The following is an 11,973-nucleotide window of genomic DNA, read 5'->3' on the forward strand; positions in this document are numbered from 1 at the left end:
ACCGGTTCCGTGCCGGGAATGGCGATTCGGTCGGCTCCGGGCGTCGTACCAGTATCCGGTGCGTGGCGGCCGGACGGCTGTGAACTGAAGCACCTCTTGATCGACCGGGAATGTGCCGGAGCGCCAGCGGTTGGAGGCAGGTGTGATCTTCGCTGTTCCTGTTCAGACCCACGACCACCAGCCGGGAAGGGCCTCATGACCGCCACCGCCGCGCACGTCGAGGCGTCCGCGCCGCCCGCCACGCCCGGCGACCTGATGACCGGCCGGGAACGGCTGCGGCTCGTCCTCGTACTCGGGGCGCTGATCGCGATCGGACCGTTGACGATCGACATGTACCTGCCGGCGCTGCCGGCGATCACCACCGACTTCGGTACCGCCGAGGCGGCGGTCCAGTTGACCCTCACCGGCACCCTGGCCGGGCTGGCCCTCGGTCAACTGCTGATCGGCCCGCTGTCGGACGCGGTGGGCCGGCGGGTACCGCTGCTCGCCGGCCTGGTGTTGCACGTGGTCGCCTCGGCGCTCTGCGTCGTCGCCCCGAACATCGGCGCGCTGGGCGTGCTGCGGGTGTTGCAGGGGCTCGGCACCGCCGCCGCCTCGGTGGTGGCGATGGCCGTGGTACGCGACCTGTTCAGCGGAACGGCCTTCGCCAGGATCTTCTCCCGGCTGATGCTGGTGATGGGTGCCGCCCCGGTGCTGGCGCCCACGCTGGGCAGCGCGGTGCTCGGCTGGACGGACTGGCGCGGGGTGTTCGTCGCGCTCGGCGTCTTCGGAATCGTCCTGGTCGTCCTCGCCGCGTTCAAGCTGCCCGAGACGCTTCCGGTGCACCGGCGGCGCAGTGGCGGCGTACGCGGCACCGCCCGGGTCTACCGCTCGCTGCTGCGGGACCGTACGTTCGTCGGGCTCGTCGCGGTCGCCGGGCTGGCGATGGCGGCGCTGTTCGCGTACGTCTCCGGCTCCTCCTTCGTCTTCCAGGAGCAGTACGGGCTCGACGAGCAGCAGTTCGGGATCGTCTTCGGTGCCGGCGCGGTGGGCCTGATCGGGGCCTCCCAGCTCAACGTCCGGCTGCTGCGCCGGTACGCCCCGCAGCGGATCCTGGTCACCGCGCTGGCCGTCGGCACGCTGGCCGGGTTCGCGCTGCTCGGCTTCGCCGCGACCGGGCTCGGTGGGCTGCCCGCCGTACTGGTGTCGCTCTGGGTGGTGCTCGCCGCTTCCGGTCTGGCCATGCCGAACGCTCCGGCGCTGGCGTTGAGCCGGCACGGCGAGGCGGCCGGTACGGCGGCGGCGCTGCTCGGGGCGGTGCAGTTCGGCATCGGCGCGCTGCTGGCGCCGCTGGTCGGCGTGCTCGGCAACGGCAGTGTCGGGATGGGGCTGGTGATCGCCGGCGGCATGGTCGCCGCGCTGGCCGTGCTGCTCCTGGTCGTCCGCCCGACCCAGCTCTCCCCCGTGCCCACTCCGGAGGTCACCCCCGCCACCGCCCACTGACCAGACGCGCAACCCACCAACCCCAACACACCTTGCCCGTTGATCAGGTAGCGTTCGGCCGCCCGGCGCGAGCCGGACGCTACCTGATCACGAACGGCGGCGGGCGCGGGTGGGCCGGTGCCGTGGGGGGTGGGCGGGAGGAACGGGGCGGCGGGGCCAGTGCGTGGGGTGGCGCAGGGCCGCCGGGAGGGCGGTCCGGGCGTCGCCGACCGCCGCGTCGACCTGGGCCTGGGTGAGGAAGATGCTGCCGGTCAGGTCGGCACCGCGCAGGTCGGCGCCGCGCAGGTCCGCCCCGGTGAGGTCGGCCAGGGTCAGGTCGACGCCGCGCAGGTCGGCGCCGATGAGGTACGCCCCGCGCAGGTTGGCGCCGACCAGGTCGGCACGGCGCAGGTCGGCCCCGATCAGCTCGGCCCCCCGCCGGTCGACTCCCGCCCGGCCAGTCCCCGCCCGACCGGCCCTCGCCCTCCGGTCGGTTGCTGGTCGGCCGGTTCGGGATCGGATCTGCTCGCTGGCCCGCAGCAGCAGCTCGTTGACGCTCCGGCGGTGGGCCGGGACGTCCAGGGCGGCGAGCGAGGAGGGATCGCCGTCGGCGAGCCCTTCGGTCACGGCGCGGGCGGCGGCCAGCTCGGCGTGCAGCGGCTCGGCCGGCTCCAACGCCAGGGCCTCGGCCAGATACCAGAGCAGTTCGTGGAGTTGCCGGACGACCGGGAAGACCTCGAACATCCCCGCCGCGACCTCCGGGTCGGTCCGCCAGTCCCGCCCCCGGTAGGTGATCTGGGCGACCTGCTGGCCGGCGCCGAAGCAGTCGAAGACGGTACATCCGGCGAAGCCGCGCTCGCGCAGGTCGCGGTGGATGCCGCAGCGGTGGTCGGACCGGAGGTTGGGGCAGGCCCGGCCGGCGGGCTTGTCGATGGCGAAGTCCGACGAGGCGGCGAAGGCCGGCACCACGCAGCACAGCCCGAAGCAGCGCTCGCAGTCGGCGTGCAGCTCGCGCCGCCGCCCCGCCGGGTCGGAGCCGGTCGGGGGTGCGTCGGGCGGGGAGGCGCCGGACAAGACAGTCGATCTCCAGGAAGCGAGCCGGAGGGCAGGTCCGGCGCCGTCCGCGCCGGGCCCGCCGCATGGTTGAGCTGGCTAAAGGGTACCTACCGGGCGGGTCAGCCGGCCGTCGGCGCGGCCTCGGGCTCGCCCTGCGGCAGCGGCTCGCCGGTCTCCAGCAGTGTCTTGAGGCTGGAGAGCAGTTCCGACCAGCCCTCGCTGACGCTCTCCAGCAGCGCGCTGCCCGGCGCGAAACCCTGGTGTACGACGGTCAGCCGCACCGCACCGCCGCGAGGCTCGATCTCGAAGCTCACCCTGCTGCGCGGCTCCTCGGCCAGCTTGGCCACCTCCGCCGGATCCATCTCGTACGCCCGGGCGAACTCGGGGCTGAAGTCGTGCCAGGCGTACGAGAGCCGACGGTAGGGCTCGGCCTCCAGCACCACCTGCTCCGGGCCGACGATCCGTACGCCGTTGTGCACCCAGACCATCTCCGAGCCGGCCCGCCAGTCGGTCTCGAAGGTGACTCCCCAGTACCGGCTGGTGAAGGCGGGATCGGTCAGCGCCTGCCAGAGACGCTCCGGGGTGGTGTTGATGTAGCTCGTGTAGACGAATTCGCGCTCGCCCATGGGTTCCTGCTCCAATGCGCTCTTGAGGTCGGCGAGTGCGTGCACCCGCGCCCGGTCGTACTGGTTGATCCAGCGGTCCGCGATCGCGTTGATCGGCTCGGCGTTGAGGTAGTGCAACTTCTCCCGGCCGCGCCAGAGCGTGGTGACCAGGTTGGCCGCCTCCAGCACCGCGAGGTGCTTGCTGACGGACTGCCGGGTCATCGCCAGCCCCGCGCACAGCTCCCGCAGGCTCTGCCCGTTGCGGGTGTTCAGGCTGTCCAGCAGCCGTCGGCGACTGCCGTCGGCGAGCGCCCTGAACACCTCGTCCATCCCCGTCATCCCCCGAACATGCAGCCAACTGGTTGCCTAAGACAATAGGCAGCCAGTTGGTTGCATGTCAACTGGTCGGCGGAAGATCCCAGCCGCGACGGGCCGGAGAAGGCACGGCGCGGACACGGCACGGCGCGGCACATCGACCAGAGGTGATGGTTTCCGATTCCGCCGCCGGGGTAGCTATTTCTCCATAACCGACAGTCGACCAGGAGGGACAGATGGCATCCCGGACGCAGTACCACGTCGTTCCCGAGGCCAGCGGCTGGAAGGTGGAGCACGGCTCCACAGTGGTCGGACGCTACGACACCAAGGAGAGCGCGCTCGGCGCCGGCCGTGACGCGGCCAAGGCGAACCAGCCGAGCCAGCTCGTCGTACACAAGCAGGACGGCCAGATCGAGACCGAGCACACCTACCGCGACGACCCCTTCCCGCCCGCCGGCTAAGAGCAGCCGCCGGAGACGACGGCACAGCAGAGTAGCTACGGATCGGCCCACGCCAGCACAGCGGCGCGGGCCGATCCGCGTCTAGGCCGAGGTCGCGTCTAAGCCGAGGTAGCGGAGCAACCGGCTGGCACGCTCAGGTGACCGCCCTGGTCAGGCGACTGCCCTGGTCAGGCGACCGCCTTGCGGGCGCGCGCCGGGTCGTCGGCGTCCAGGGCCAGCCGGGCCAGCCGCAGGCAGTCGGCGTACGACCGCTTGGCGAGCGCCGCCCGCACCGGGGCCAGCGAGCGCCCGGACATCGACAGGCTGGTCATCCCGAGTCCGACCAGCACCGGGGCGAGCAGCGGGTCGGCGGCCGCCTCGCCACAGACGCCGACCGGCTTGCCGGCGGCACGTCCGGCGGCGCCGACCTCGCCGATCAGGCGCAGCAGGGCCGGCTGCCACGGGTCCAGCAGCTCGGCCAGCAGGCCGGACTGCCGGTCGGCGGCGAAGGTGTACTGGCTGAGGTCGTTGGTGCCGACGCTGAGGAAGTCGACGACCTCCAGCAGTTGACCGGCGCGCAGCGCCGCCGCCGGCACCTCGATCATCACTCCGGCCTTCGGTAGCCCGGCCGCGTGCACCGCGTCGGCGAACTCGGCCGCCTCGGCCCGGGTGGCGACCATCGGCGCCATCACCCAGACCTCCGCCCCGGTCTGCTCGGCCGCCCGGGCGATCGCCGCCAACTGAGTACGCAGCAGCTCCGGGCGCTGCCGGGCCAGCCGCAGGCCGCGTACCCCGAGCGCCGGGTTCGGCTCGTCGGCCTGGTGCAGGAACGGCAGCGGCTTGTCGGCGCCCGCGTCGAGGGTGCGGATCACCACCCGGCGCCCGGCCAGCCCGGCGAAGACCTCCCGGTACGCCTCGGCCTGCTCGGCCAGGGACGGTTCCCGGCTCCGGTCCAGGAAGAGCAGTTCGGTGCGGAACAGCCCGACCCCCTCGGCCTCCTCGGCCGCCGCCAGGTCCCGGGCCGAGCCGATGTTGGCCAGCAGGGCGACAGAATGCCCGTCCGAGGTCTGCCCCGGGCCGGAAACCGCCGCCGCCGCCGTGCGGTGCTCCCGGTCCGCAGCGGTGGCGACCGCCACCTCCGCCGGGTCGACGTCGACCCGGACCAGGCCGGTCGCGCCGTCGACCAGCACCGTGGTGCCCTCGACGAGGTCGCGGGCACCGGGGCAGGCGACCACGGCGGGCAGCCCAAGCGCGCGGGCCAGGATCGCGGTGTGGCTGGTCGGGCCGCCGGACTCGGTGAGCAGCGCGACCACCTGCTCCGGGTCCAGGTCGACGGTGTCGGCCGGGGCCAGGTCCCAGGCGGTGAGCACGTACCGGTGCCCCGGCGAGGGGACCCCGGGCATCGGTCGGCCGAGGCAGACCGCCACCGCCCGGTCGCGCAGGTCGTCGAGGTCGGCGACCCGTTCGGCCAGGTATCCGCCGGCCGCCTCGAACGCGGCGCGGTGGGTGGCGAAGGCGGCGTCGATGGCGTGCGGCCCGTCCGACCCGGCCAGCACCTTCTCGCGTACGGCGTCGAGCAGCACCGGGTCCTCGGCCATCATCGCCTGGGCCCGGAGTACGTCGACCAGGGTCTTCTCCCCCGACCGGTCGGCCCGGCGGTGCAGTTCGGCGACCACCTCGCGCAGTGCCGCCACCGCCCGGTCGGCCTCGGCCGCCGGTTCGGTCACCGGGGTCGGTGCGGGCAGCGCCGGCACCCCGGCGACCCGGAGCACCGGCCCACCGGCGACGCCCGGACTGACCCCGATGCCATGCAACGCACCCTGGAGGTCCAGCGGCCCGGCCGGCTCAGGCATCGGCCGGCTCCTCCGCGTCCAGGTCCCGGGCGAGCAGCTCGGCGAGACCGTCCAGGGCCGCCTCGGCGCCCTCGCCGTCGGCCTCCAGCACCACCTCGGTGCCCTGCTTGGCGCCGAGCGAGAGCACCGAGAGCATGCTGTTGGCGGGTACCGCCCGCTTCTCGCCGGTCCGGATGGTCACCGGGACCGGTGCGGCCCCGGCCGCCGCGACGAAGAGCGCCGCCGGGCGGGCGTGCAGGCCGCTGGCGGAGCCGACCGTCACCGTACGCGTAGCCATGATGGCCTCCCTCTCTCAGGGTTCGATCGTGACCTTGATGGCCTCGCCCCGGGCGACCACGCCGAAGGCGTCGATGGCCCGCTCCAGCGGAAGCCGGTGGGTGATCAGGTCGGAGACCGGCACCGAACCGGTGGCGATCAGGCGCAGCGCCTCGGCATTGTGCGCCGGGCTGGAGCCGTTGGCGCCGACGATGGTCAACTCGCGGTAGTGCACCAGGTTGGAGTCGAGCGAGATGATCGGGTTGTCCTTCGGCAGGCCGCCGAAGAAGCTGATCCGGCCCTGCCGGGCGGCCATCTGCACCGCCTGCTCCTGTGCCGCGCCCGAGGCCGCCGCCGTGATGATCACGTCGGCGCCGCGCCCGTCGGTCAGCTTCAGCACCTCGTCGACCGGGTCGACCTCCGAGCCGCAGATCGCCGCGTCCGGGTGCACCAGCGCGGCCGCCATCTCCAGCCGCTCCCGGTTCAGCTCGACCAGGAAGACCCGGGCGGCGCCCCGGGCCCGGGCCAGCCGGACGTGCAGGCAGCCGATCGGTCCCGAGCCGACCACCACCACGTCGTCGCCGGGGCCGACCCCGGCCAGTTCCTGTCCGTTGAGTACGCAGGCCAGCGGCTCGGCCACCGACGCCTCGGCGAAGCCGACCCCGTCCGGGATCCGGTTCAGCCCGTCCACCGCGAGCACCTTCGCCGGGACCACCAGGTACTGCGCGAAGCCGCCCTCGTAGTGGTAGCCCATCGACTCCTGGTTGGGGCAGACGGTCATCCGGCCCCGCCGGCACTCCGGGCAGGTGCCGCACGGGATCGCCGCGATCACCTGTACCCGGTCGCCGGCCGTCCAGCCGGTGACCTCGGAACCGATCTGCACCACCTCACCGGCGATCTCGTGCCCCATCACCCGGGGCGGGTGGATGTGGTGGTGCCCGAACTTCGAGATCTTGACGTCGGTGCCGCAGGTGGAGCAGTTGCGTACCCGGATCTTGACGTCACCCGGCCCCGGGGTGGGCTCGGGGACGTCCTCGATGCGTACGTCACCGGGAGCGTGGAATCGAACGGCCTTCATCGGTTGCTGTCCTCCGGTGCCGGCGTGAGCAGCGCCAGCACGTCTTCGGGGTCGGTGGCCTCGCGCAGCGCGCGGGCCCGGTCGGTGTCGAGCAGGATCTCGGCGAGGCTGGCCAGCAGCTCGACGTGGCCGTCGCCTCGGGCGGCTATCGCCACGCAGACGGTGACCGGCTGGCCGCCCCAGTCGACGCCGTCGGGAAACCGGAGCACCGCGAGCGCGTCCCGGTGCACCAGGTCCTTGCCGGCGAGGGTGCCGTGCGGGATCGCCACCCCCTCGCCGACGTAGGTGGAGACGGAGCGTTCCCGGTCGAGCATGGTCCGCACGTACTCCGGATGGACCGCGTCGATGTCGACCAGGGCCTCGCCGCAGCGCCGGATCGCGTCGTCGCGGTCGGCGGCCACCTCGGTCAGCCGGATCGCCCGCCGGTCGAGGAGGTCTCCGGTCAGCTCAGCCACTGACCTCACCACCGGACTCGATCGCCTTGACCACGGCGGTCACCGCCGGGTCGCCGAGGAAGACCTGGAACGGCACGACGACCTTGTCGGGCGCGGCGGCCCGGGCCCGGGCGGCCAGCCCGTTGTGCGTGATCACCACGTCGGCGTCGCCCGGGATCGAGTTGACCGGGGTGTGCTCCACCGTGACCGAGTACTTCTTGAGCTGCTTGCGGAGCTGGCTGGCGAGCATGACGCTGCTGCCCATCCCGGCGTCGCAGGCGACCACGACCTTGTGGATGTCCTTGCCGTTGATGCTGCCCATGGCGGTACCCCTCTCGTTCGTCCGGTGGTCGGGTCAGCTCTGGGCGGTGGCGGAGCGGGCCACGGCCGGGCTGGTCTCGCGGTCCCGGGCCTCGTCGGCGGGTGGCGGCGTGGCCGGGTCGTCGGTCGCGCCGTCGGTGACCTCGTCGGTCTTCGGCTCGCCGTTGAGCCTGCCGAAGCCGAGCAGCGCCGAGGCGACCACGAAGGAGACCGCGGTGGCGATCAGCACGCCGAGCACCATGCCGAACCAGCCGCCCCGGGGGGTGACCGCCGCGTAGGCGAAGATACTGCCGGGCGAGGGGGTGGCGACCAGTCCGGCGCCGGTGACCATGAAGGTGCCGACCCCGGCGGCGCCACCGGCGATGGTGGCGAGGATCAGCCGCGGCTTCATCAGCACGTACGGGAAGTAGATCTCGTGGATGCCGCCGAGGAAGTGGATGATGCCGGCGGCGGGCACGCTCGGCCGCAGCGAGCGCGGCCCGAAGAGGAAGAAGGCGAGCAGCAGGCCGAGCCCCGGGCCGGGGTTCGACTCGATCATGAACAGGATCGACTTGCCGGTCTCCTGCGCCTGCGCCACCGCCAGCGGCGAGAGTACGCCGTGGTTGATCGCGTTGTTCAGGAAGAGCACCTTGGCCGGCTCCACGAGTACGGAGGCGACCGGCAGCAGGTTCTGCCCGATCAGCCAGTCCACCCCGCTGCCGGCCCAGTCGCTGAGCCGGCCCACCACCGGGGCGGCCCCCCAGACACCGAAGAGCGCCATGCCGCCGCCGATGATGCCGGCGGAGAAGTTGTCGACAAGCATCTCGAAGCCGGGCCGGATCCGGTCCTCGACCAGGCGGTCGAAGAGTTTGATCAGGTAGGCGGCGGCCGGTCCGATGATCATCGCGCCGAGGAACATCGGGATGTCCGCACCGACGATCATGCCGACCGTGGCGACCGCGCCGACCACCGCGCCGCGCTGGCCGTGCACGATCCGGCCGCCGGTGTAGCCGATCAGGATCGGCAGCAGGCTGAAGATCATCGGGTCGACCAGCTTGGCCAGGTCCTCGTTGGGCAGCCAGCCGGTCGGGATGAAGAGCGCCGTGATCAGGCCCCAGGCGATGAACGCCCCGATGTTGGGCATGACCATTCCGGCCAGGTGACCGCCGATCCGCTGGACCCGGGCTTTGAAGCCGCTGCCCTGGACCTCCGGGGTGTACGACACGGCCATGAGGGGGACTCCTTCGCAGAGGTGGCCGGCGTTACCGAACGCGGCCGGGTTCGAATGTCACGCCGTCGGTTCCGGGGGTGGGCCGACGTCCGGGGTGTTCTCGTCGTGTTGCTGGCATGACCGGCTCACCCTTGCGGCAGCAGCGGCCGGACCAGGTCCGGTCGGGGGTGGAGTCGGACGGTGTTCCGGGCCAGGTCGCCGGGGCCGGGCATCCGGCTGCCGGGCAGGCTGACCGCGGCGGCGCCCCAGGCGAGCCCCTCGGCGAGGGCGTCCGCACCGGCTGCGCCGGCGGCCAGGAAGCCGGCCAGCAGCGCGTCGCCGGCCCCGACCGTGCTCTTCGGCCGCGCCACCGGCGACTCGCCGGTGAGCACGCCGTCGGCGTCGACCAGCACCGCGCCGTCGGCGCCGAGGCTGGCCAGCACCGCGCCGGCACCCCAGCCGCGCAGCCGCGCGGCGGCGTCGACCACGTCGCCGAGGGAGTGCAGCGGGGCGCCGACCGCCTCGGCCAGCTCCTCCCGGTTCGGCTTGACCAGCGCCGCGCCGGCCTCGGCGGCGGCCCGCAGCGCCGGCCCGCTGGTGTCGACGGCCAGCCGCACTCCGGCGTCGACCAGCCGGGCGCAGAGGTCGCCGAAGGCGGTCACCGGCAGTCCCGGCGGCACGCTGCCGCAGGCGACCACCCAGTCGGCCGCCCCGGACGCCGCGAGCACCGCGCTGGTGACCTCGGCGAACTCCGGCCCGGTCAGGACCGGGCCGGACTCGTTGATCTTGGTCACCGTGCCGTCCGGCTCGGCGAGGGTGATGTTCGACCGGGTACGGCCGGCGATCGGCACCACCAGCAGCTCGACCCCCTCGCCCTCCAGCAGCCGGACGAGCTGGGCCCCCTCCTCGCCGCCGACCGGCAGTACCGCCCGGGACGGTACGCCGTTGGCCAGCAGTGCCCGGGAGACGTTCACGCCCTTGCCACCCGGGTCGAGGTGTGCGGAGGCGGCCCGGATCACCTCGCCCCGGACCAGCAGGTCGATCTCCATCGCCCGGTCCAGGCTGGGGTTGAGCGTGACGGTGAGGATCATGCCCGTACCACCCGTACGCCGGCCGCCTCGACGTCGTCGGCAAGCTCCTCGTCCACCCCGTTGTCGGTGATCAGCAGGTCGAGGTCGGCCAGGGTGCCGAACCGGGCCAGGTAGTCGTTGCCGATCTTGGTGTGGTCGGCCAGCAGTACGACCCGGCGGGCGGCACCGATCATCGCCCGCTTCACCGCCGCCTCGGCCGGATCGGGGGTGGTCATCCCGCGCTCGACCGAGCAGCCGTTGGTGCCCATGAAGGCGACGTCGACGTAGAGTTCGGCGAGCGGGCGCAGTGCCCAGTCGTCCACTGTGGCCAGTGTCTTGCCGCGCAGCCGGCCGCCGAGGAGCAGCACCGTCAGGTTGGGCTTCAACCCGAGCGCGGAGGCGAGCACCGGCGAGTTGACCACCACGGTCAGCTCGCGGTCCGAGGGCAGGAGCTGGGCCAGCCGGGCGGTGGTGGTGCCGGCGTCGAGGATGACCGCGCCCTCGTCGGGCAGCTCGGCCAGCGCCGCCTTGGCGATCCGCTCCTTCTCGGTGATGAGTACGGCGTCCCGGGCGGCGAGGGCGGGCTCGAAGCCGATCCGCTCGACCGGGATCGCCCCGCCGTGCACCCGACGGAGCACGCCGGCCCGCTCCAGCACGGTCAGGTCCCGCCGGATCGTCTCCGCGGTCACGTTCATGCCCTCGGCCAGCGCCATCACGTCGACCCGACCCGCCTCGCGGGCCAGACGCAGGATCTCCTGCTGACGTTCCTCGGCGTACATCTGTTGGATCTCCCGCCCGATCGTTTTTGCTTCCCTTCTGTTTACGCCCGTTCCTGTGGGTCGTCAACATCCTCTCGTAACAGTTTGGTCATCTGGCCGACGCAGCAAGGCTCGATCCAGGACAATCCGCCCAGCTAGGCTGGATGCTTCCCGGACTGAGCCGACCTAGCGTCGTTGAGTCTGGTCCGGCAGTACCGGAAACAAACCGACAGGGATACCCGTTTGTGTGGTTTCGACCGAGCCGGTGCCCGTACGGCGGGACCGGTCAGCGGGGCCCGGTCCCGCCCCCGTCGTGGCCGTCGGTGTCGCCTTCCGCGGCGGAGCGTTCGAGGTCGCGCTGCACCCGGTTCATCCCGTGCAGCCAGCGCTCCGGATCGGTCGCCCGCCGGGTGTAGTACGTCGCCACCTCCGGATGCGGCAGCACCAGGAACCGGTCGTCGGCCAGCGCCGCCACCACCTCCTCGGCGACCCGCTCCGGGGTGACCGCCCCGGCCGCGAGCAGGGCGGCACCCGGGCCCTCGCCCTGCTCCAGCATCGGCGTGCGCACCCCCTGCGGGCAGAGCGCCTGCACGACGACGCCCCGGTGGGCGTAGCTCGCCCGCAGCCACTCGGCGAACGCCACCGCCGCGTGTTTGGTCACCGAGTAGGGGGCGGCGCCGAGCAGGGTGAGCAGACCCGCGGCCGAGGCGGTGACCAGGAGCCGGCCGCGTCCGGCCGCCAGCCAGTCGGGCAGCAGCTCCCGGGCGGCGTACACCTGGGACATGGTGTTGACCCGCCAGGCCTGCTCCCAGGTCTCGTCGGTGGCGTCCAGCCCGCCGGTGCCGAGCACTCCGGCGTTGGCGCAGTAGAGGTCGATCCGGCCGAGCCGCTCCCGGGCGTACCGGACCAGCGCGGCGACCGCCGCCGGGTCGGCCATGTCGGCGGGGAAGACCTCGCCGCCGGTCCGGGCCGCGACCGCCCGGGCCGCGTCGGCGTCGAGGTCGTTGACCAGCACCCGGGCACCCTCGGCGGCGAACCGGGTGGCCAGCGCCGCGCCGATGCCGGAACCCGCCCCGGTCACCACCACGGCCGCACCGGGCAGGGCGAACCGGACAGCGTCAGCATCCACGATGCGGAC

General features: G+C 73.1%; 13 protein-coding genes. 2 read left to right on the top strand and 11 right to left on the bottom strand.

The genetic code is table 11. The features are described from left to right. Positions 1-255: 255 nt before the first annotated feature. Positions 256-1,482 carry a multidrug effflux MFS transporter gene (locus tag C6361_RS05760; RefSeq protein WP_107263593.1) on the top strand — a complete coding sequence of 409 codons (1,227 nt, stop codon included), beginning with the start codon at positions 256-258 and terminating at the stop codon, positions 1,480-1,482. A gap of 87 nt (positions 1,483-1,569) precedes the next feature. Here C6361_RS05760 and C6361_RS05765 read toward each other — a convergent pair whose 3' ends face one another. Beyond that, on the bottom strand, positions 1,570-2,469 hold the full coding sequence (locus C6361_RS05765; protein WP_234359567.1) for a pentapeptide repeat-containing protein: 900 nt from the start codon (positions 2,467-2,469) through the stop codon (positions 1,570-1,572). Between the two features lie 167 nt (positions 2,470-2,636). Next, a complete protein-coding gene (locus C6361_RS05770; RefSeq protein ID WP_107256132.1) occupies positions 2,637-3,452 on the bottom strand; it encodes an SRPBCC domain-containing protein in 816 nt (271 codons plus the stop codon). Positions 3,453-3,673: 221 nt separating this feature from the next. On the opposite strand from C6361_RS05770, the gene C6361_RS05775 reads away from it, so the two are divergent. Then, positions 3,674-3,898: a DUF2188 domain-containing protein gene (locus tag C6361_RS05775; protein WP_107256133.1), complete on the top strand. Its 225-nt coding sequence runs from the start codon at positions 3,674-3,676 to the stop codon at positions 3,896-3,898. 167 nt (positions 3,899-4,065) lie between these two features. Here the strand turns inward: C6361_RS05775 and ptsP are convergent, their stop codons facing one another. The 9 genes from ptsP to C6361_RS05815 form a co-directional block, all read right to left on the bottom strand. Then, the gene (ptsP, locus tag C6361_RS05780) at positions 4,066-5,730 is read right to left on the bottom strand and encodes a phosphoenolpyruvate--protein phosphotransferase (protein ID WP_107267021.1); all 1,665 of its coding nucleotides are present in this window, start codon (positions 5,728-5,730) and stop codon (positions 4,066-4,068) included. Further along, positions 5,723-6,007, bottom strand: a complete 285-nt coding sequence (locus tag C6361_RS05785) for an HPr family phosphocarrier protein (protein ID WP_107256135.1) — start codon at positions 6,005-6,007, stop codon at positions 5,723-5,725. The genes ptsP and C6361_RS05785 overlap by 8 nt, the downstream gene beginning before the upstream one ends. Before the next feature lie 15 nt (positions 6,008-6,022). Beyond that, positions 6,023-7,063 (bottom strand): zinc-dependent dehydrogenase, encoded by a 1,041-nt coding sequence (locus C6361_RS05790; protein WP_107267022.1) that lies wholly within the window; start codon positions 7,061-7,063, stop codon positions 6,023-6,025. Then, on the bottom strand, positions 7,060-7,509 hold the full coding sequence (locus C6361_RS05795; RefSeq protein WP_107263594.1) for a PTS sugar transporter subunit IIA: 450 nt from the start codon (positions 7,507-7,509) through the stop codon (positions 7,060-7,062). Before C6361_RS05795 ends, C6361_RS05790 begins: the two co-directional genes overlap by 4 nt. A gap of 1 nt (position 7,510) precedes the next feature. Continuing rightward, complete coding sequence (locus C6361_RS37510; protein WP_199853257.1) at positions 7,511-7,819, bottom strand: PTS lactose transporter subunit IIB; 309 nt, start codon at positions 7,817-7,819, stop codon at positions 7,511-7,513. Positions 7,820-7,852: 33 nt separating this feature from the next. Next, a complete protein-coding gene (gene mtlA / locus C6361_RS05800; RefSeq protein ID WP_199853258.1) occupies positions 7,853-9,028 on the bottom strand; it encodes a PTS mannitol transporter subunit IICB in 1,176 nt (391 codons plus the stop codon). Positions 9,029-9,153: 125 nt separating this feature from the next. Beyond that, the gene (gene pfkB / locus C6361_RS05805; RefSeq protein WP_107267023.1) at positions 9,154-10,098 is read right to left on the bottom strand and encodes a 1-phosphofructokinase; all 945 of its coding nucleotides are present in this window, start codon (positions 10,096-10,098) and stop codon (positions 9,154-9,156) included. Then, on the bottom strand, positions 10,095-10,856 hold the full coding sequence (locus C6361_RS05810; RefSeq protein WP_107256138.1) for a DeoR/GlpR family DNA-binding transcription regulator: 762 nt from the start codon (positions 10,854-10,856) through the stop codon (positions 10,095-10,097). The genes pfkB and C6361_RS05810 overlap by 4 nt, the downstream gene beginning before the upstream one ends. Before the next feature lie 265 nt (positions 10,857-11,121). Next, the gene (locus C6361_RS05815) at positions 11,122-11,964 is read right to left on the bottom strand and encodes an SDR family oxidoreductase (RefSeq protein WP_234359350.1); all 843 of its coding nucleotides are present in this window, start codon (positions 11,962-11,964) and stop codon (positions 11,122-11,124) included. Between the last annotated feature and the right edge of the window lie 9 nt (positions 11,965-11,973).

It is taken from the genome of Plantactinospora sp. BC1 (assembly GCF_003030345.1).
Taxonomy (GTDB): domain Bacteria; phylum Actinomycetota; class Actinomycetes; order Mycobacteriales; family Micromonosporaceae; genus Plantactinospora.

Excerpts from the sequence above, each read along its gene's own strand:
- C6361_RS05760 (WP_107263593.1), top strand. The coding sequence starts at position 256 with ATGACCGGCCGGGAACGGCTGCGGCTCGTCCTCGTACTCGGGGCGCTG.
- C6361_RS05770 (WP_107256132.1), bottom strand. The coding sequence starts at position 3,452 with ATGGACGAGGTGTTCAGGGCGCTCGCCGACGGCAGTCGCCGACGGCTG.
- C6361_RS05775 (WP_107256133.1), top strand. The coding sequence starts at position 3,674 with ATGGCATCCCGGACGCAGTACCACGTCGTTCCCGAGGCCAGCGGCTGG.
- ptsP (WP_107267021.1), bottom strand. The coding sequence starts at position 5,730 with ATGCCTGAGCCGGCCGGGCCGCTGGACCTCCAGGGTGCGTTGCATGGC.
- C6361_RS05785 (WP_107256135.1), bottom strand. The coding sequence starts at position 6,007 with ATGGCTACGCGTACGGTGACGGTCGGCTCCGCCAGCGGCCTGCACGCC.
- C6361_RS05790 (WP_107267022.1), bottom strand. The coding sequence starts at position 7,063 with ATGAAGGCCGTTCGATTCCACGCTCCCGGTGACGTACGCATCGAGGAC.
- C6361_RS37510 (WP_199853257.1), bottom strand. The coding sequence starts at position 7,819 with ATGGGCAGCATCAACGGCAAGGACATCCACAAGGTCGTGGTCGCCTGC.
- mtlA (WP_199853258.1), bottom strand. The coding sequence starts at position 9,028 with ATGGCCGTGTCGTACACCCCGGAGGTCCAGGGCAGCGGCTTCAAAGCC.
- pfkB (WP_107267023.1), bottom strand. The coding sequence starts at position 10,098 with ATGATCCTCACCGTCACGCTCAACCCCAGCCTGGACCGGGCGATGGAG.
- C6361_RS05810 (WP_107256138.1), bottom strand. The coding sequence starts at position 10,856 with ATGTACGCCGAGGAACGTCAGCAGGAGATCCTGCGTCTGGCCCGCGAG.